Origin of the sequence: Algoriphagus aquimarinus (assembly GCF_007997215.1) — a bacterium.
GTDB classification, from domain to species: Bacteria; Bacteroidota; Bacteroidia; order Cytophagales; family Cyclobacteriaceae; genus Algoriphagus; species Algoriphagus aquimarinus_A.
Window position 1 is genome coordinate 31,890 of sequence record NZ_VORW01000021.1, and the last position, 19,410, is coordinate 51,299.

General features: G+C 40.9%; 17 protein-coding genes. 13 read left to right on the forward strand and 4 right to left on the reverse strand.

Features of this window, described 5'->3' with window-relative positions; genetic code table 11:
* Window positions 1-5 precede the first annotated feature (5 nt).
* From ESV85_RS18995 to ESV85_RS19035, 9 genes are all read left to right on the forward strand, one after another.
* Window positions 6-962, forward strand: coding sequence for an energy transducer TonB (locus ESV85_RS18995; protein ID WP_146920424.1), 957 nt, complete (start codon window positions 6-8; stop codon window positions 960-962).
* A 3-nt stretch (window positions 963-965) separates the two neighbouring features.
* A complete protein-coding gene (locus ESV85_RS19000) occupies window positions 966-2,297 on the forward strand; it encodes a bifunctional folylpolyglutamate synthase/dihydrofolate synthase (RefSeq protein WP_146920426.1) in 1,332 nt (443 codons plus the stop codon).
* Window positions 2,298-2,957, forward strand: coding sequence for a tRNA (guanosine(46)-N7)-methyltransferase TrmB (gene trmB / locus ESV85_RS19005; RefSeq protein WP_146920428.1), 660 nt, complete (start codon window positions 2,298-2,300; stop codon window positions 2,955-2,957).
* 193 nt (window positions 2,958-3,150) lie between these two features.
* Window positions 3,151-3,849, forward strand: a complete 699-nt coding sequence (locus ESV85_RS19010) for an SIR2 family NAD-dependent protein deacylase (protein WP_146920430.1) — start codon at window positions 3,151-3,153, stop codon at window positions 3,847-3,849.
* A gap of 49 nt (window positions 3,850-3,898) precedes the next feature.
* Window positions 3,899-4,825, forward strand: coding sequence for a DUF5996 family protein (locus ESV85_RS19015; protein ID WP_146920432.1), 927 nt, complete (start codon window positions 3,899-3,901; stop codon window positions 4,823-4,825).
* A 109-nt stretch (window positions 4,826-4,934) separates the two neighbouring features.
* Entirely contained in the window at window positions 4,935-6,059 is a 1,125-nt protein-coding gene (locus tag ESV85_RS19020) for a serine hydrolase domain-containing protein (RefSeq protein ID WP_191322060.1), read from the forward strand.
* Between the two features lie 10 nt (window positions 6,060-6,069).
* Window positions 6,070-7,404 (forward strand): YfcC family protein, encoded by a 1,335-nt coding sequence (locus ESV85_RS19025; protein WP_146920435.1) that lies wholly within the window; start codon window positions 6,070-6,072, stop codon window positions 7,402-7,404.
* Between the two features lie 22 nt (window positions 7,405-7,426).
* On the forward strand, window positions 7,427-8,446 hold the full coding sequence (mgrA, locus tag ESV85_RS19030; protein ID WP_146920437.1) for an L-glyceraldehyde 3-phosphate reductase: 1,020 nt from the start codon (window positions 7,427-7,429) through the stop codon (window positions 8,444-8,446).
* A complete protein-coding gene (locus tag ESV85_RS19035; RefSeq protein ID WP_191322061.1) occupies window positions 8,443-9,624 on the forward strand; it encodes an MFS transporter in 1,182 nt (393 codons plus the stop codon). The genes mgrA and ESV85_RS19035 overlap by 4 nt, the downstream gene beginning before the upstream one ends.
* A gap of 292 nt (window positions 9,625-9,916) precedes the next feature.
* Here the strand turns inward: ESV85_RS19035 and ESV85_RS19040 are convergent, their stop codons facing one another.
* On the reverse strand, window positions 9,917-10,708 hold the full coding sequence (locus ESV85_RS19040) for a hypothetical protein (RefSeq protein ID WP_191322062.1): 792 nt from the start codon (window positions 10,706-10,708) through the stop codon (window positions 9,917-9,919).
* Window positions 10,709-10,906: 198 nt separating this feature from the next.
* Between ESV85_RS19040 and ESV85_RS19045 the strand changes: the two genes are divergently transcribed.
* Window positions 10,907-12,031: a pyridoxal phosphate-dependent aminotransferase gene (locus ESV85_RS19045; protein ID WP_146920441.1), complete on the forward strand. Its 1,125-nt coding sequence runs from the start codon at window positions 10,907-10,909 to the stop codon at window positions 12,029-12,031.
* Entirely contained in the window at window positions 12,031-12,570 is a 540-nt protein-coding gene (locus ESV85_RS19050) for a GNAT family N-acetyltransferase (protein ID WP_146920443.1), read from the forward strand. The genes ESV85_RS19045 and ESV85_RS19050 overlap by 1 nt, the downstream gene beginning before the upstream one ends.
* Window positions 12,571-12,587: 17 nt before the next feature.
* On the opposite strand, the gene ESV85_RS19055 is transcribed toward ESV85_RS19050, so the two are convergent.
* From ESV85_RS19055 to ESV85_RS19065, 3 genes are all read right to left on the reverse strand, one after another.
* Window positions 12,588-13,487, reverse strand: coding sequence for a hypothetical protein (locus tag ESV85_RS19055; protein WP_146920445.1), 900 nt, complete (start codon window positions 13,485-13,487; stop codon window positions 12,588-12,590).
* Window positions 13,488-13,495: 8 nt separating this feature from the next.
* Window positions 13,496-15,535, reverse strand: a complete 2,040-nt coding sequence (locus tag ESV85_RS19060; protein ID WP_146920447.1) for a hypothetical protein — start codon at window positions 15,533-15,535, stop codon at window positions 13,496-13,498.
* 248 nt (window positions 15,536-15,783) lie between these two features.
* Complete coding sequence (locus tag ESV85_RS19065) at window positions 15,784-17,013, reverse strand: Nramp family divalent metal transporter (protein ID WP_146920449.1); 1,230 nt, start codon at window positions 17,011-17,013, stop codon at window positions 15,784-15,786.
* A 95-nt stretch (window positions 17,014-17,108) separates the two neighbouring features.
* Between ESV85_RS19065 and ESV85_RS19070 the strand changes: the two genes are divergently transcribed.
* Both ESV85_RS19070 and ESV85_RS19075 read left to right on the forward strand, forming a co-directional pair.
* Complete coding sequence (locus tag ESV85_RS19070; RefSeq protein ID WP_146920451.1) at window positions 17,109-18,107, forward strand: alpha/beta fold hydrolase; 999 nt, start codon at window positions 17,109-17,111, stop codon at window positions 18,105-18,107.
* Window positions 18,097-19,341: a DNA recombination protein RmuC gene (locus ESV85_RS19075; RefSeq protein ID WP_146920453.1), complete on the forward strand. Its 1,245-nt coding sequence runs from the start codon at window positions 18,097-18,099 to the stop codon at window positions 19,339-19,341. The genes ESV85_RS19070 and ESV85_RS19075 overlap by 11 nt, the downstream gene beginning before the upstream one ends.
* The last annotated feature ends 69 nt before the right edge of the window (window positions 19,342-19,410 follow it).

Consider the following 19,410-nt stretch of genomic DNA (forward strand, 5'->3'; position numbering starts at 1 on the left):
AGGCAATGGAATACTGGAACGCAGAAAAAATAGAGAGCGAAAGCAAGAAAAAATCGTGGGTAATCACAATTATCTTCAACGTGTTGCTTTTGATTGCGCTCTATTTTATTGTGGTCTGGAAGCAGCCAGTTCCACCTTTACCTACATTCGGTTTAGAGCTTAATCTTGGTTTTACTCCAACAGGATCAGGAGAACGAAATAGTCCAAATGCCCCTTCAGAAACCCCTACGCCAGTAGTAGAAGCTGCTGCTCCGGGAGAAATAGCTGAAGTAGTGACAAAACCAGCCACTCCAGCCCCAAGTCCAAAAACAGAGACTGCGAAGCCAAAAGCTCAGCCAAAGCCATCAGTAAATAAAGCCGTGACTACAAAACCATCTCCGATCAGAGGTGAGGAAAAAGCCACGGAACAAACCATCAAACCAGAACCAGTAAAGAAAGAAGCTGCTAAACCTGTAGAAACCCCAGCTAAAGCTGAGGAGAAAGAGACAGTGCAAAAAGCTCCTGAAAAGCCTAAAATCGATCAAAGAGCGATATTCGGTGCTGGTGGTACATCAGGTACAGGAACAAAACCAGCATCTGGCGGAGCTCAAGGAACTTCCAAGGAAAAGGGTGATGAAGGCGATCCCAAAGGAACGGTAGACGGAAGAGCTATCATGGGTGTTGGTTCCGGAAAAGGGGCGAATTCCGGTGATGGATATAGTCTAGACCTTGCTGGATGGGATTTTGCACAGCGACCAAATATCAATGATAGAGTATCTACTCGTAACGGTAAAATTGTTTTCAAAATTACCATTGACGATCTCGGTCGTGTAGTGCAAGCAGTTCCGTTAGAATACAATGTGTCCAATGATGTGTTGGCCTATTACCGTCAGGTAGTGAATCAGATATCATTTAAGAAGCAAGGTGGAGCAGCTGCTGAGTTTTCTTCAGGGAAAATCACATTTGTCGTAAAGGTTGATTAAGCAATGAATTACCAGGAAACGCTGGATTATTTGTTTAATTCCCTTCCCATGTTCCAGCGAGTGGGAGCTTCAGCCTTTAGAAAGGATCTGAAAAGCACTATTTTGCTATGTGATCATCTCGGGAATCCGGAGCGCAAATTCAAATCAATACATGTAGCTGGTACCAATGGGAAAGGAAGTTCTTCTCATAGTTTAGCTGCAATTTTTCAAAGTGCTGGTTATAAAACTGGACTTTACACCTCCCCACATCTCAAGTCTTTTACCGAACGAATCAGAATAAACGGTCTAGAAATAACTCCTGATTTGGTTGTACAGTTTGTGGAAGAAAATCAAAGCTTCTTGGAGGAATTGAAACCTAGCTTTTTCGAGATGACTGTGGGTATGGCTTTCTGGTACTTTGTGCAGGAGGAAGTAGATATTGCTATCATAGAAGTCGGTATGGGTGGTAATTTCGATAGCACGAATATTATCACGCCTGAGCTTTCTTTGATTACCAACATTGGCTTTGATCACGTGCAGTTTCTGGGAGATACTTTGCCTTTGATAGCAGGAGAAAAAGCTGGGATTATCAAGAAAAACGTACCTGTGGTAATCAGCGAAACTCATCTGGAAACGAAAGATGTTTTCATGATTAAAGCTGCTGATATGAATGCTCCAATCACTTTTGCCGATGAAGACTGGACAGCTTATAAAGTCGCTGAAGAGGAAGGCAAAACCAAATATAAAGTTGTCATTAGTGAAGAGTCAGAGTGGTCTGTGAAGACACAGACCTCGGCACAGGGAGAGGAAACGATTGATCTGATTTTCGGGCTTAATGGAAACTATCAGAAGTATAACCTTCCGGGCATCCTAGAATCAGTGGCTCAAATGAGGCAACTGGGATGGGACTTGCCGAATGAGGCTGTTTTGGAAGGATTGAAAAATGTCACTGAATTAACTGGCTTGAAGGGTAGGTGGCAGACGCTTTCATTTAATCCAACGGTAATTTGTGACACCGGACATAATGAAGCTGGTTTTCGGGAGATACTTTCCCAATTAGAAACCTATAGCTACGCAAAGCTCTGGCTTGTGCTAGGAATGGTTCAGGATAAGGATATCTCCAAAGTACTGTCCATGCTTCCAAAATCCGCAAACTATGTCTTTTGCGAAGCTAAACTTCCTAGAGCTTTGCCAGCTGATCAATTGGCAGAAAAGGCTCTTTCATTGGGTTTGAAAAGTGAAATTATCCCTGATATAAATCAAGCTTTAGCATTTGCTAGAAAAAATGCAGCGGAAGATGACTTGATTTTTGTGGGAGGGAGTACTTTTGTGGTTGCAGAAATCGAAGAGCTTTAGATGAGTAGAAAAAAACTGGTTCGCTTCCAAGAGAACGACGAGAACCCAAATGTGATTCAGGCTGGCAAGCCAATTTTTGAAACAATCAAAGGAAACTGGAATGAGGTACAGTTTCAAAATCCTAATCCAATCGTAGTGGAGCTGGCCTGTGGAAGAGGAGAGTTCACTGTGGGCTTGGCACGTAATTTTCCCAATCAGAACTTCATTGGAGTTGATATCAAAGGAAGCAGAATCTGGAAAGGTAGTTCTACTGCCACCGCTGAAGGAATTCACAATGTTGCTTTCCTTAGAACTCAAATTGAGCTTTTAGAGAAGTACTTTGCTGGTGATGAGATTTCTGAGTTGTGGATCACTTTCCCTGATCCATTTCCGAGAGATGGCGACGAGAAACGTAGATTGACTTCACCACGCTTTTTGGATATGTATAAGCCCATGCTGAAGAAGGATGGTTTTTTACATTTCAAAACCGATAATACAGATCTTTTCAATTATTCATTGGAGCTATTCCAATCCCGGGAAGATATCGAGCTGATTGGTTTCACGCATGATTTCTATCAATCAGAATGGAAGGACGATCACTTTGGGATTCAGACTCGCTACGAAAAGATGTTTTCTGATAAGGGAGAAAAGATCAAATATTTGAAGTGTAGGTTTATTTAAGATTGACTAGATTTCCCGCAGAGCTTCGCGGATAAATGACGCAGATTTGCGCAAATGACTCGGTGAATTTACTTTGATCGCTATGGAAAAATCTGCGATTATCAGCGATCCTTTTCAGCGTTAATCTGCGGGGAATTAGGTAGATTCAACAGTGTTCATTCGAAATTTACAAGATCCAAAATCCCAATAACCCATGAGCAGGAAGAAACATTTGGTGATTCTTAGCGGTGCGGGTATTTCTGCAGAGAGTGGGATAAAAACTTTTAGAGATTCCGGTGGACTTTGGGAAGGTCACGAAGTGATGGAAGTGGCTTCACCAGAAGGCTGGAGAAAAAATCAAAAACTTGTACAAAATTTCTACAATCAACGCAGAAAGCAATTACTCGAATGCGAGCCGAATCAGGCCCATTTGATTTTAGCTGAAATGGAGAAGGACTATAAGGTTTCCATCATCACTCAAAATGTAGATGATCTACATGAGCGTGCTGGTTCCTCCACTGTAATTCATCTTCATGGTGAATTGAAAAAGGCTCAAAGTTCCGTGGATCCAAGTTTGGTTTATGAGTTGGACCATTGGGAAATCAAAGAAGGTGATACATGTGAGAAGGGCAGTCAGTTGCGCCCTCATATCGTCTGGTTTGGTGAGCAAGTTCCCAAGATGGATGAAGCCATGGGAATTGTCGCAACGGCAGATATTTTGGTAGTGATAGGAACTTCATTACAAGTTTATCCAGCGGCTGGTTTAGTGCATTACGTTCCTGCTGAAAGTAGAATTTATTTGATTGATCCAGTCAATCCAGCGGTTGGTTTTAATAAAAAGGTTTTTTATATCTCGGAAAATGCTACTTCTGGCATAATGACTCTTGAAAAGATGCTAAAGACTGAAATATAATTTTTGTTCAGCAAGGAAAACCTATAAATTGAGAGATAAACTTTTATTTATGGCACCTAAAAAGAATTCTTGGCCAGTACTTCAATTTGAAGAGAGTAAAGACACCATTTATCTCCTACATCATTGGACACAGATCGTGGGCAAAGTACGGCTCAAAAAATCGCCATGGCAAAATCATTCTTGGCATGTGTCACTATACGTTGATTCGCAGGGTTTGACAACAGGTCTGATTCCTTATGAAAATGGAGTTTTTGATATCAAATTTGACTTCATTCACCACGAGTTGAGAATAAAAACCAGCAACGGAACACAAGACCGTTTTGGGTTGGGAGGGCAGACGGTTTCTAGCTTCTATGAGCAATTGATGGAAAAGCTAAGGTTTTTGGGGATTAATGTGAAAATCCATTCCATTCCAAATGAAATTCCTGAACCAATTCCATTTTCAAAGAATAAGAAACGACTAATTTACCAAGCCAACGCAGCTCAAAATCTCTGGAAGACGCTGGTTCAGATTCAGAATGTATTTGGAGTTTTCAGGACAAAATTTACTGGAAAAAGTAGTCCTATACATTTCTTTTGGGGGTCTTTTGATTTGGCTTATACCCGATTTTCGGGAGGAAAAGCTCCAGAGTTTACTGGTCAGGTTCCCAATATCCCCCTAGCGGTAATGAAAGAAGCCTATTCACATGAAGTGTTTAGTGTTGGCTTTTGGCCAGGAAGTGAAGCTTTCAAAACACCTATTTTCTACGCCTATTGCTACCCGAATTATCCTGATTTTCAACATGCTAAAATTTCACCTGAGCAGGCATATTGGAGCAAAGATTTGGGCGAGTTTATGCTGAATTACGATGATGTGAGGAAATCCTCCGCTCCTAATGAGATGCTTCTTGAGTTTTTGCAAAGTACATATGAAGCTGCTGCACAGTTAGGAAACTGGGATCGGGAAAATCTTGATTGCGATTTCTCGTACATGTAGAAGAAGTGTTCTAAGTTCTGTTTTCCAATTCTTTATGGATAAGAAAATCTTGTTTTCAAAGAATTGTCATTAAATGCCAAGTTCTATTTGGCCAAAAGTAGTATCCTCTATGCACAAGAAAATCAAAATCTTATCGGCTGTTTTGGTTTTCTGGATCGCTCTATTTATAGCTTGGGAATGGTGGTATAGCTTCCCTAAAGTCCGAGTCATTCCTGTTTCTGAAGTCAACTCCAAATCCTTAGGCATTGACTCAATTTTGCATCAAGCCATGTCAACCTACCTCTTGCCAGGTATTTCTGTGGCGATTGTGAAGAATGACGAGGTATTCTATTTGAACGCTTTTGGGTATAAAAACCTGTTAACTAAAGATTCTCTGACTGTAGAAAGTGCAATAGTGGTCGCGTCAGTTTCCAAATTGTTTACTGCTTTAGGCCTGGCAAATACTTTAAATACTAAAGGGATTTCTACCCATGATCCTGTGTCTTCTTTAGAATTAAAAGGAAAAGTCAGCGCATCTTCTCTTGCCAAGCTTCGATTTCAAGATCTGTTGACTCATCAATCGGGAGTTCGGGATAAGAATTTTTCTGAGATGATTTTTTCTTCTTCTAAATCTCAAGTATTGAAAGAATGGGGCGCGGAGTTTCTGCAGAATTCCTCTACCTATCATACAGATTCCATCAGTTATAACTATGCGGATTCTAATTACGACTTACTGGGATATTTGATCAGTCAATCTGAAAACCATGATTTTCATGCGCTAATTGAAAATAGTGTGCTGGCGTCTTCCGGAATGACTAATTCTAAATTTGTGACCGCATGGCCTATTGAGGACAATGGGATCACAGGATATCAGAAGACCTTCTTATGGAAAAGAATAGAGCCTAAAAGGATCAGCTTCCCTATACTTCCATCTCCTTCCTCTGGTTTGATCACAACTACAAAAGACATGAGTATAGCTATTACTCATTTGTTGCGGGGACAAACAGGGGCATTTGGAAAAGCACTTGGCTGGCTCACTATTGATGGGAGTAAGGTTCCTTTAGGTTTTCAGAAGACCCAAATTGAAGGCAGAGAGTGGGTCGGACACTATGGGGGACAGGCAGGGTATTCTAGTCTGCTGTTTTATTCCAAAGAAGCTGAAACTGGTATTTTTCTGTTTTCGAATTCAAGAGACAAGGAGGATTTTAGAATTGAAATTGCCAGGCAAATCATATCCTATATCAGTCCTAAATAGTGATTTTTAAATGAAACTATCTTTCCCTCATCCAATCATTATCCTGCTAGGATTTGTTTTACTGGCTGGTTTGTCTAGTTATTTTATTCAATCTGGAAGCTTTGATAGAGTATTGGATCTTGATACCGGGAGGGAAATAATCGTTCCGGGAAGTTTCCATACCGTAGAGGACCATAATGCCAGCTTATATGAGATAGCCTTATCTATTCCAGAAGGATTTATTCTTGGTGCTGATATAGTTGTTTTGATTTTGCTAATCGGAGGAGCTTTCTATGTCGTAGAAAAAACTGGTGCGCTTCAAGTTGGAATTGAAGCGCTTATTTATCGGTTTCGAAGCAAACAATATTTGCTTCTTTATCTCATAGGAATTGTCTTTGCTTTTTGTGGAAGTACTATTGCCATGCAGGAGGAATTAATTGCATTGGCCCCTGTATTGGTGATTTTGGCAAAGAAAGTTAATTACGATGTACGGTCTATTATCGCATTAGCCTTAGGATCTGCACTTGTAGGCGCGAGTTTTTCTCCATTCAATCCCTTTGGCTCTCTGCTGTCTCAGACCATCGCAGAACTTGATTTCGCTGAAGGCTTAGCTTATAGATTAGTCTTCCTTGCCCTAGCGATTTTTATTTGGTGTAGTTATCATATTAAATATGGGAAAAGTAAAATTGCCGGATCTGAAATTCATGAAATTAAGCCGGTGAAGATTTCACTTCAGCATGCAGTGATACTGTTTTTGACATTCGCTGGTGTAGCTGTGATGGCTTGGGGAATAATCTATAGAGACTGGGGCTACAATGATATGAGTGCTTTATTTTTTGTCGTTGGGTTTAGCTGTGGATTGATCGGACAACTAGGGATCAATGGAACAGCAAGAGCATATACAGAGGGCTTTAGTGAAATGATATTTGCTGGAGTAATTGTGGGATTAGCTCGATCTGTTTATTTGATTTTACAGAATGCAGCTATTGTTGATCCGATGATTCAGGCGATGTTTGAGCCACTGGAGCGTATGCCTATACAGTTGGCAGCTGTTGGTTTGTACCTAAGTCAAGCAATTATTCACATTCCCGTGCCGAGTACTTCAGGTCAAGCAGTTTTAACTACCCCACTTGCAGTGCCATTGATGGACTTATTGGGTGTCTCCCGACAAGTAGCTGTGCTGACGTATCAGTATGCCTGTGGATTAACGGATCTCGTGACGCCGACTAATGGTGGGATGATGGCAGTGATTGCTGCTGCTGGGATCAAGTATAACAATTGGATGGCATATATATGGAAAAGTTACTTACTTCTTATGGGTTTAGGTTTGATATCAGTTTTAATCGCTCTAATTTGGTTCGCTTAAACGAACACTCAAACCTAAAATAATGGACATTAACGATCACTCACCACTTTTGCCTTATCAGCCTGCCGCTGATCGCTACCATCAGATGAAGTACCGTCGATGCGGGAATAGTGGATTGGTATTACCAGAAATCAGTCTAGGATTATGGCATAATTTCGGTCATAATGCAGATTTCACACTAGGACGTTCTATTCTTCGTAGAGCTTTCGACCTTGGTATTTGTCATTTTGATTTGGCAAATAATTATGGACCTCCATTTGGATCTGCTGAAGAAAATTTTGGTAGAATGCTGAAAAAGGACTTCTCTACTTTACGAGATGAGTTAATTATTTCCTCCAAAGCTGGCTGGGATATGTGGCCTGGTCCTTATGGTAACTATGGTTCCAAGAAGTATTTGGTAGCAAGTTGTGACCAAAGCTTGAAAAGAATGGGGCTTGACTACGTGGATATTTTCTACCATCATAGACCAGATCCAGATACTCCAATTGAGGAGACGATGGGGGCACTTGATCTGTTAGTGAGACAAGGCAAAGCATTATATGTGGGTATTTCTCAGTACTCTGCTGAAGATACTGCGAAAGCTTACGCGATTTTAGAGCGCTTGGGCACACCTCTTTTAATCCACCAGCCAAGATATTCCATGATCGACCGTTGGGTAGAAAATGGCTTGATGGACGTGTTGGGAGAAAAAGGAGTAGGAAGCATAGCTTTTTCTCCACTGGAGCAAGGACTACTTACAGATAAATATCTGAAAGGAATTCCAGCAGATTCCCGCGCTGCCAAGGATGGTAGATACCTGAAAGCAGAGCAGATCTCTGACGAGAAGATCAGTATGATCTCCAAGCTTAATGATATTGCGATCGGAAGAGGACAAACACTTGCTCAAATGGCAATTGCTTGGTTGCTGAAGGATCAGCGAATCACTTCTGTATTGGTTGGAGTTTCCAAACCAGAGCAATTGGATGATAACGTAGCTGCAGTAAAGAATTCTGTTTTCAGTGCTGAGGAAGTGAGAACTATCAGAGGAATCTTAGTCGCTTGAAATTCCAAATAACATCTCGAAGTGCCTTGATTTTGATCGTAATTGCTCAATTTTTAGGCACTTCGCTTTGGTTTGCTGGTAATGCTGTAGCTCCTGAAATCAGCCAATTGCTTGATTTACCGGGGATTTTGGCAAGTATTACATCGGTGGTCCAGTTTGGTTTTATATTAGGCACTCTGGTTTTCGCGATTTTTTCGGTGCCAGATCGCTTTTCACCTAGTGATGTATTCTTTTTCAGTTCTATTTTAGCAGCTTGCTCCAATCTGCTGATTATCATTCTACCGATGCACCTTACTACTGTGCTTGTCTGTAGATTTATGGTTGGGTTTTTTCTAGCTGGTATTTATCCTGTAGGAATGAAAATCGCTGCTGATTACTTTCAAAAAGGTTTGGGAGCGGCTCTAGGTTTTTTGGTTGGTGCCTTGGTTTTGGGTACTGCTTTTCCTCATCTTTTAAAAGGCTTGGATTTAAATTTCTCTTGGAAAATAGTGCTTTGGTTTACCTCGGGCTTATCCTTGCTAGGAGGAGTGATCGTTGGTTTCTTTGTTCCAGATGGCCCGTTTCACAAAATCAATTCAAAATTTGACTTAAGTCTATTGCCGAAGCTCTCGAAGATAAGGGCGCTGAAAAGTGCTGCTTCTGGATATTTTGGGCATATGTGGGAGTTGTATACTTTTTGGGCTTTTGTACCTATGCTGATCATTTTTCTGAATGGAAATGATGTAATCCAGCCTGAAGATAGCTTGCTATCATTTTTCGTAATAGCAGTGGGAGGAATATCTTGTGCAATAGGCGGAGTAATAGCTGAACGAATTGGCAGTAAAAATGTAGCTCAATGGGCGCTTATCAGCTCAGGGGTTTGCTGTGTTTTAGTGCTGTTTGTTGCAGGTTTACCAAGTTGGGTGTGGATAGGACTTTTACTGATCTGGGGAATTCTCATTACCGCTGATTCGCCTCAGTTTTCTACGTTAGTCGCCCAAAGTGTGCCTGCAGAATACCGCGGAACTGCACTGACTTTAGTGAATTCTATGGGGTTTGCGATATCCATTTTGAGTATTCAGCTTGCTCATGTTCTCCTGAACTGGTTAAGGATTGATCAGGTTTTGGCTTTGCTGTTTATAGGTCCAGTGATCGGACTGATACTTTTTAGGTTGTATGATCGGAGGGAGGTTATTTAGACCTTAAGATATCTCCTTGACCATTGAGTTTGACTATTGAGAATTGATCATTTTTTACCGCCTAGCGACATAGAAAACATAGTGATCTGTAGACTTTAAAAACTTTATGCTCTTTGTTCCTTTTGTGGTGAAAAAATCTCTACCACAAAAGTCGTAAAGTCAACAAAGTCGTGGTGGCGACTTATAGGAAGATCAGGTAACATTTCTAAACCATGAGAACTTTGTCCTATGTGGTTAAAAGACAAAAAAAAGAGGCCTCTTTCGAAGCCTCTTCACGTAAGTTGCAACCGGACTATCGAACTACGTTTTCTAATGTTGCTAGATAAACCCATTTTTGATCTCTAGAGTTTAATCCTTCGTTTACAGCCAATCTCTGTTCTTCTGTTTGATTCATATCTTCATAAGATTGAGCATTGAAAAACTGCATATAATCTTTGTAAACATTCATCGTTAAGTGAGTGGATTTTGCTTCTGATCCTAGTGGAAGAGCCGTCCTTAATAAACTCCAATGTCCCATTAATCCTTGTTCAACGAATTTCTGATGGATTGGCTTGAAAATCTGTGATTCGGCTTCTTCATAAGCTTCGAAATTACCTTCTCGGGCTTTCATTAAGTCAAATGAAGCTAGTACTCCAGGTTTCATCTGGAACTTGTCGTTAGTTTCTGAGATTTGCCTCATGTATAGTCTCATAGGCATATCCCGCATGGCAAGAGATTCTTGAAACATTTTGCTGACTTGCATGCTGTTTAAATGTGGATAGGCGATTTTAGTGTATTCCATCATCGATTGTTCATCCAGTCCATTCATCATTTTCACAGGGTCATCGTAATAGGTAACCATGATGTACTGGAAGTCTGAATGATCACCTCCAGACTGTAACGACCAGAAATCCCAACCTTTGATTCGTTGGTCGTTTAGAGCTTGCCTGTACACTTTTTCCATTTGATCTTTGAACTCGATATAATCAAAAAGTTGATCGTTATCAACCTTGACAAATTCGAATACCATGTACTGTGTTTGTTGAGCCTTGAGACTACTTACCCAAAGCATCCCACAAACCAAGAAAAGTAATAGCTTTTTCATGAATATAAGGGTTAAGGGTTAATTGCGCTTTTGTTTAATTTAAATAATTATTTTGAGCCCTAAACTAATTATAATATATAATTTTACTAAGTGCCACTTTTGCCAAATATGCTATAATTAATAAAAATACTTTAATGATGAAGATATTTTAATATGTGTGGTTAAATATTATTATTTCAACAATTAAATGGTAAAATCATGTCAGGAATTTCAAGAAGATCATGGATAAAAAAAGCTTCGTTTGGTAGTGGCTTAGCTGCATTAGGAACTACCGGAATAATAAGTTCGCTTTCTGCTGAGGAAATAAGGAAGTTTAATCCTCGACCAATCGATTCGCCTATTCGCTTAGGTTCAAATGAAAACCCATATGGGCCTTCTGAATCTATGCGAAATGCGATGATAAAAGGGTTTGATAATGGCTGTCGGTATCCTTGGGGATTCAATGCTGACTTGATCAAAATGATCGCTGAAAAGGAGGGTGTACCAGAAGACCACATTGTGTTAGTAGCGGGATCTACAGAAGGATTAAAGATTGCAGGAATCACTTTTGGAGGTGGGGGTGAGATTATTTCCTGTTCGCCTACATTTTTATCTATGATGAGCTATGCCGAGATATGGGGGACTGATATCAATTGGGTACCATTGAATAAGGATTTAGACTTTGATCTGGAGGAGATAGAGAAGCGTGTTTCTTATAAAACCAAAATGGTTTTTCTGTGTAACCCAAATAATCCAACTGGCAAATTGCTTCCCGCAGATCAAGTGGTGGATTTTTGCAAAACAGTGAGTAAGCAAGCGGTTGTTTTCTCTGATGAAGCATATTACGATTACATCACAGAACCGAACTACCCTTCAATGGTTGAGTTGGTGAAGCAAGGTTATGATGTTATAGTTTCACGGACTTTCTCAAAAGTTTACGGACTGGCGGGAATCAGAATGGGATATTTGATTGCAAAGCCTGAATTAGCCAAAATGCTGTCAGACCGTGTGGTAGCTAACACAAATATTATGGCGATTGAAGCGAGTAAAGCGGCACTTCTTGATAAGGACTTCTACCAATTCTCTATTCAAAAAACTAATGAAGCAAAATCTTTGCTGACCAATACGCTAGATGAATTGAAATTGCCTTATTTGGATTCTCATGCAAACTTCATCTTTTTCCATTCAGGAAGAGATATCAAAGAATTGAATAAGACGATGTATGATAAAGGCTTTATAATCGGTAGGCCATTTGAACCATTGAATGATTGGTGTAGAGTCTCTACTGGTACTATTGAAGAAGTAACATTATATAACAAAGCTATAAAAGAAGTTCTAGGCTAATGTTGAATCCGAATTTAATTTTAGAAAATGACAAAATCCTGCTCAGACCTATCACTGAGCAGGATTTTCCAGTTTTGATGCCAATAGCAAATGATCCAAGTCTTTGGACTTATTTCACGTATGATCTCAGCATTCCCGAGGAGTTCGAAGAATGGGCAAAGCCTGCTTTAACAGGTAGTCGATTACAGTTTTTGGTGTGGGACAAGCAATTAAACAAGGCTGTAGGAAGTACTGCTTTTGGGAATTATTCTGAAAGAGATGAAAGAATAGAAATTGGTTGGACTTGGTTGGGAAGAGAGTTTCATGGGACCGGTATCAATCAAGCAATGAAGCTTTTGATGCTGGAATATTGCTTTGAAACTCTAAAACTTAAGCGTGTTGAAATCAAAACCGATGTGCTCAACATTCCAGCCCGCAAAGCGCTGCTGAAATTTGGAGCTGTAGAAGAGGGAGTGCTGAGAAGCCATACTTTACTCACCCAAGGACGACGTAGAGATACTATTTATTACAGTGTGCTCGATAGTGAATGGAAGCCTTAATCCATTTCCTCGATTAATTATTTCTCAGTCTCAAAGCCACCAAGCACCCATGGGTTCCCTAAGAGATAATAATTCTTGAGTACATCAGTTACTTCTTTAGCCTCTTCTTGCATCAGCTTTAATACAATTGCAGCTATACTAGTTAGCCGTTGAGATTTTGCAGCGACCAGCCAAGCAGATGATAATAGTTGGTTAGCTTCTGTATTTATTTTATGAGGGCTAGCCAAAAGGCATTTGGTTGCTCCACTGCGGTACCAGCTTAGGGCTATATTTTCATCTTTATGATGATCAAGAGTCGAGCAGGTAAACCAAAGTGTTGCATTAAGTGGTTTATCTGGCGTATGAGCGAGCAAGTCTTCCTTTTCCAGATGCCCGTAGCCTCTTAAAAGATTTGCCTCTCCATGCCCCCAATACACCCAATTTCCTGTCATATGTGAAATAGCAGTAAGTATTTCGGATTTATAAAAGTCGCCCGGATGATAGTCTTCGGCTCCTGCATCAGCCCAAAGTTTCAGCATTGTAGTATAGGGAGCTTGATACTGGCAAGTCAAATGTGTTTTTGGAGTTGAATTGATTTTATCCTCTAAAAACCCCATTAATTCCACCTTCAGCTCCTCCCAATCATCTGCAAAAAAAATAGAATTAATCACTGGGCGGAATATTTCATTGCACACAATCGGTGGCCAATCCTGTATTTTATTAACCTGGGCCCATGAATGTGGTAAGACAACCAAAGCTGAATTTGCAGCATGGTAGTCCAGTGCAGCATATAGCTTATATAATAATGCCTCAGGGTCCAAATAGATCGCATCAGGAATCGAAATGGTGAAAAAGCGAGGCTGAATTTTATTCAACCTCGCTATAAAAAATCCAGCTGGAATAGACCATGATTCTGGTATTACAATCGCTTTATTCACTTTAAAAATTATTTAGTTGCGAAAACTAGTTTACTGCTGAGTTGCAAATCTTTTAAGGCGAACCTGTTGATCACAAATCGAGATTTGTGGACCTGCTTAGCAAAAGGGCGAAGCAGGTCAACCGGGATTTGGGTTCTTTGCCCATCAAATTCAGCTTTCCAGAATTCCTCAACCACCACTGCTTGTTGCTCTCTCTCCAAACTCAAAAGTCTACCATTTGCTTTTTTCAGGTCAGCTTCTGACAGGTTGTATGCTTTACCGAAGAATTGAGAATGCAGTGCCTCGATCATATATACTCCGCCAGAAGTAACTGCCTGCCAGACGTGGGTTAATTCATGGATTAATGTGGCCATAGGTAATGTGGCGCCAGACTTGTAATTGATCACGTACATAGTGGTAAATGGACGGTTCTTATTCATCCACATAATCAAGTCAGCAGCAAGGCTCGCGTCGGTCAGTTTCACCCGATCCAAGTCTATTGATACTCCAAAAACTTTTTCAGCTTCAGCTCGCTCAGAAGCATTGAGACCACGGTGTGAACCGAAAATATCCATCAAAATCGCAAAGGTAACTGCTGCAATAGTGGCACCCAATTTCGTGGCTTCGATCATCAAAGTCACAGCTGATTTACCGATTTCAATCAAACCTTTGATTAATCCTTCTCTAAATGCGTCTCTTACATTGGTGATGATTTCCTTGAAAACTTCTCTCCAATGATTTACAGTTCCAACGATTGCTGTAATTAACGTGCGAATAACCGACACTGATTTTTGTGCAATGACCTCAAGAATCTCTTTCATTCTAGTCCAAATGATTCTCAATGCCTGCATGAGTTTCTTTGCTTCTGCTGCTACAAATCTTGCGATGTCATTGATAATAGAGCTCAGCGAAATAGCTAAATCTTTCATTGCTCCAATAATTACTGACAATTGCTGAGCAGTGCGGGTAATCACTTCTTTTAGCATACTGAACACTGTAGTACCCAAATCTTTCAGTGCTTCAATGACTACTCTCGCTATTAATCGAGTTTGATTGATGACTGCCAGCATTATCTCTCGAACAGTTTTACCAATCTTTTTTAATTCCTGTACCAATCTTTTTCCGAAATCAAGTGCAAAGCGATTCAATCTTGAGATAAAGTCTAACACGCTTTTTCCTGCACTTACCAATGCTCTAACAATTGCATTAAGTCTGGAGGCTGCCATTTTAGCTATTTCAATCAGTAGGGAGGTAAACGATCCCAAAAGTTCTTCAAGCTTTCTAAGAACCTCTTTCAGCATGCTTTCTACTTGACTGATTGCCCAGTTAAGAATATCCAGCGCCTTTTTGCCAGCTTCAATGATTGCCTGTACAAATTTCTTCACCGCTGCAGCTCCCTTTTTCACTGCTTCTGATAATAATTGGGAAATGGATTTCCCAGCAGCTAAGACTGCCTCAACAAAATCATCGATTTTAGATTGTGTCCAGGTTACCACCTTAGAGACAGCTTCTGCCAGATTTTTTCCAGCTGCTGCGATAGCATCAGCTACCGTATTAATAGCTCCGACTACCGCATCTACGACATTACTAGCAGTGTCTTTGATCCAGCCCCAAAGTCCATCTGTTTCGTCTGGAACTACCCCGGTTTTGAGGATTTTGCCTGCAGCACTCATCCACTCTGCTACGTCTTTGATATCTCCACCTTCTCCGAAGTAATCCTTCATCATATCACCAGCTTCCGATCTCTTCATTCGAGCTATCTGGTGAACCAATAGCGGTGCTTGACTATTTTTTAAAAAACTCTTCACGACCACTTTTCTTGACTCTGGTTTTGCTTTTGATGACCATGAAGCCAATTCAAAAGCCTCTTCAAAATCACCCTGCTGACTTCTTAGCAGAATTGCTTTGGAGGTGAGGTCTAGATCTGTGCTGCTTTTTCCCTCACTACCTTTCAAGACTTGTGCAAGATTTTTTCTATCCACCTGCATGACTTGCATAGTCTGGAATTTGGTTTTCAGACTACTACTTGCCTGTAATTTTTTTAATTGAGCATCATTAAGATTTCCCATTTTGATAAAAGTTTAGAATATAAAAATTGATATGAAATAATACTCCAAAGTTGGGGTATTCAGGTTTTCTATGGAAAAAATAGGATCAGTGATATTATTGATTTAACCTATTTCCAGATTAAAAATTGGCGGAAAATGCACCTAGCTCTAAAAGTCTGAACGTATTGACTACTAGTGAATGGCAATTTACTGAAGCTGGAAGGGGAGGTTTATTAATGTATTGCGGTGAAAAAATCGGACTACTGTTTCTAAAAACTAATCCCCAAAACCGCCAGAATACTTTTTAATCCCAGCGCTAAGGTGATCAACCAAATTATACCCGCGAGGATGGTGTGTCCAGGTTTATTTCGGAAGTCGCCGAGAATTTCTTTTTGCGAAGCAATCCAAATTATCCAACCACTTATAAGGGGAAGAAGAATGCCATTTGCTAATTGAGCCAAGGTGATTAATTGTACAGGTTTGATGCCTAGGGAAGCGAAAAGTAAACCTAGTCCCACGATGACTCCCATCGATGCACGCATAGAGCTAGAGCGGATTTCCTGACTCCAACCCATGATTCCACAAATCACCAATCCCGCTGCCAGAGGAGCAGTAATGCTTGATGTAAGCCCTGCAGCCATAAGACCAAATCCCATGAGGTACTTTGCAAAGCTCCCGAAAACACCTTCCAATCCTTTGGAAACGTCAATAGCGCTGGTGATTTCACTGCTTGAATTAGCAGCGCCAACTATTAAAATTGCCATGGAAACTAGCCCGCCAAGAATGATTGAAATAGCGATATCTTTTCGCATCCAAGGAATGTCTGCAGATCCTGACCATCTTGTTTTAGCCAAGCTGGCATAGAGAAATAGGTTATAAGGCACAACGGTGGTTCCGATCAAAGCGACCAACGTGGGAAGATTTTCGTCATTCCAACTCGGGATGAAGCCCGCAAAAACCGCTGACCAATCTGGTTTGGTGAGAATAGCTGTGGCAGTAAAAGCAATGGACATGAATATCACCAGCCCCACCAGTACTCGCTCCAAGGCTTTGTAATTTCCGATCCACAATAATATAAAAGCAAATGCTCCAAGGATTAGATTTCCAGTATGTAACTCAAATCCGGCAAGATTTACGATAGGGGCTTCCCAGAAAACCTGTAATCCCAGGTTTGTTCCAGAGATATTTCCTGACTCATAGGCTGCATTTCCGAGACCGATTGCAATCAGAACCAGAACCATAGAGAAAATTCTAAAAATAGGCTTTCCAGTCTGATTACTGAGTAATTGGCTAAGATCCTGACCCGTGACCAAGCCAAGTCTGCCTGAGATTTCCTGCAAAACTACAGTGGAAATGATCGACAATCCCAATGCCCATAGCAAGGAGAAACCGAAGTTGACTCCAGCAAGTGTGCAAACCGTGACCGTGCCCGGACCAATGAAAGCAGCGGCGATAATGGGACCAGGCCCTAGATTTTTGAAGAATGATTTAAGGCTCACAATGTTTCTTTAATAGCATAGAAAGAGGAACGGGTAGATTTTTGTACTTTTCCCCATCGGGCAGGATTTAACACAAACTCAAAAAAGCCGAATTTATGGGTTGGATCAAACGAATTTTAAAAGTTTTAGTCGTTCTGGCTCTGGCTTGTATATTTTTTCTACTACTCATTTTCAGAAGTGATATCCCTGCCTATGAAATTGAGGAGAAATACGGAACAGCCCAATCACATTTTATAGAAGTAGACGGGATCAATGTACATGTGCGGATAATGGGTGAGGGGGACCCGATTTTCCTGCTGCATGGAAGCTTTTCATCCCTTCATACTTGGGATGCCTGGCAGCAGGAGCTCAGCCCATATTTTTTGACTATTTCACTAGACTTTCCTGGCCACGGACTTACCGGGCCGGATGAGGAGAAACGGTACAGTCTGACAGACTATTCCCTGTTGGTTTTGAGGTTGTCTGAGAAATTGAACTTGGATAAATTCCATTTGGCAGGAAACTCTATGGGTGGAGCTGTAGCTATGCAAGTCGCATCTACTCGACCAGACAAAGTTCTTTCTCTGAATCTCATCGATGCAGCTGGAGCACCAAAGCCAAATTTGGATGGGAATTCTAAGGCCGGTGGAGCCTGGATTTTCAGTTTGGCTAATAATCCAATCTTCTCCAAGCTGCTGCTAAAATGTACGCCCAGATTTCTCTTTGCCATGAATATGAAACAAGTGTATTCAGATCCGGGCAAGATTACAGAAAGAGCTATTGACCGCTACTATGAACTGATGCGTCGCGATGGAAATCGGCAGGCGACTTTGGATAGATTGACTGCTCCTCGTGAGTCGAGGATTGACTTTGACCGCTTGACTATGCCAACTATGATTATGTGGGGAGAAGAAGATTCTTGGATTCCTGTGGCACAGGGATATGCTTTAGAAAAAGCCATTCCAGGGTCGAAGTTGATTGTTTTTGAAAATGCAGGCCATGTCCCAATGGAAGAATTACCGACGGAATCTGTCGCTAAATATCTCTCTTTTTTAGGGGTGGAAGTACGAAACGACTACTTTCAACAACCCAAACTGATGACGCATGCCGATTGAGTATTTGATAATTCTTGTAATTATTCTCCAAGTGATTTTTCTGGTTTTATTTTTCCTGAGAAAGAATAATGATCAGGAAAAAGCCTTTCTACAGACTGAACTGGCTAGAATGAGTAAGGAGCTAGAAATAGCTTTGGCGCAATCACGAAGAGAGGCGAGTGAGAATCTAACCAATCAGTTTCAGCTGGTATTCAATAGTATTCGTGCTAATTCCAAAGATCAAAATGAAGCGTTGAAATCCTTTGGGGAAGTCTTTCGGCAAAACGTTCAGGAATTCAACACACTTCAGCGGGAGAAGTTTACCGAGCTAAATCGCCGTCAGGAGGAATTGATGAAAACGACTGAGGTGCGATTGGAGAAGATCCGTGAGACAGTTGATGAAAAGTTGCAGAAGACATTAGAAACCCGCCTTGGACAATCATTTGAAATGGTAAGCAACCAGCTTCAAGCGGTGCAAAAGGGCTTGGGAGAAATGCAAAGTCTGGCCACGGGAGTAGGGGATCTGAAGCGGGTATTGACCAATGTGAAAAGTCGCGGAGTACTTGGGGAATATCAGTTGCAGGCGATTTTGGAGAATTTACTTTCAGCAGATCAATACGTGTTGAATGCTGCTGTAGGCAAAGGGAACAGGGAAAGAGTAGAATTTGCTGTGAAAATGCCTGGCCAAAGTGAGCCTATATTGCTTCCTATTGATTCAAAATTTCCACAGGAATCCTATTTAAGGCTAGTTGATGCCTATGAAATTGCCTCGAAGCCAGAGATAGAAATGTACCGAAATGAGCTTTTTAAAGCTGTGAAAAAAGCCGCTCAGGATATACAGAGCAAATACATCCATCCACCATACACTACTGATTTTGCCATACTTTTTCTCCCAGTAGAAAGTCTCTATGCTGAAATTCTCCGTGAACCTGGACTCACCCAGCAGATACAGCAGGATTATAAAGTGATTGTCACGGGGCCAACTACTCTTTCTGCCATCCTGAATAGCCTTCAGATGGGTTTCAGGACGCTTGCAATCCAAAAGAGAAGTTCTGAAGTTTGGCAGGTATTAGGGGCGATCAAGACTGAGTTTGGGAAGTTTGGAGAGCTGATAGAAAAAACGCAGAAGAAGCTCACTGAGGCAAATTCCGAATTGGACAAGCTTGTAGGAGCTAGAACGAGAGTGATTCAGAGAAAGCTGAAAGATATTGAAGAGCTACCTGAAGCAGAGAGTACCAAGTTGCTGGATGAATAAATCTCGAAGGACTTTTCTGGGGAAAAAACATTCCTGAAAATGAATTATTCGATTTATGCTTTGTTACTT

Bases quoted from the DNA above. Each gene is read 5' to 3' on its own strand.
- ESV85_RS18995 (WP_146920424.1), top strand. From the start codon at position 6: ATGGAATACTGGAACGCAGAAAAAATAGAGAGCGAAAGCAAGAAAAAA.
- ESV85_RS19000 (WP_146920426.1), top strand. From the start codon at position 966: ATGAATTACCAGGAAACGCTGGATTATTTGTTTAATTCCCTTCCCATG.
- trmB (WP_146920428.1), top strand. From the start codon at position 2,298: ATGAGTAGAAAAAAACTGGTTCGCTTCCAAGAGAACGACGAGAACCCA.
- ESV85_RS19010 (WP_146920430.1), top strand. From the start codon at position 3,151: ATGAGCAGGAAGAAACATTTGGTGATTCTTAGCGGTGCGGGTATTTCT.
- ESV85_RS19015 (WP_146920432.1), top strand. From the start codon at position 3,899: ATGGCACCTAAAAAGAATTCTTGGCCAGTACTTCAATTTGAAGAGAGT.
- ESV85_RS19020 (WP_191322060.1), top strand. From the start codon at position 4,935: ATGCACAAGAAAATCAAAATCTTATCGGCTGTTTTGGTTTTCTGGATC.
- ESV85_RS19025 (WP_146920435.1), top strand. From the start codon at position 6,070: ATGAAACTATCTTTCCCTCATCCAATCATTATCCTGCTAGGATTTGTT.
- mgrA (WP_146920437.1), top strand. From the start codon at position 7,427: ATGGACATTAACGATCACTCACCACTTTTGCCTTATCAGCCTGCCGCT.
- ESV85_RS19040 (WP_191322062.1), bottom strand. From the start codon at position 10,708: ATGAAAAAGCTATTACTTTTCTTGGTTTGTGGGATGCTTTGGGTAAGT.
- ESV85_RS19045 (WP_146920441.1), top strand. From the start codon at position 10,907: ATGTCAGGAATTTCAAGAAGATCATGGATAAAAAAAGCTTCGTTTGGT.
- ESV85_RS19050 (WP_146920443.1), top strand. From the start codon at position 12,031: ATGTTGAATCCGAATTTAATTTTAGAAAATGACAAAATCCTGCTCAGA.
- ESV85_RS19060 (WP_146920447.1), bottom strand. From the start codon at position 15,535: ATGGGAAATCTTAATGATGCTCAATTAAAAAAATTACAGGCAAGTAGT.
- ESV85_RS19070 (WP_146920451.1), top strand. From the start codon at position 17,109: ATGGGTTGGATCAAACGAATTTTAAAAGTTTTAGTCGTTCTGGCTCTG.
- ESV85_RS19075 (WP_146920453.1), top strand. From the start codon at position 18,097: ATGCCGATTGAGTATTTGATAATTCTTGTAATTATTCTCCAAGTGATT.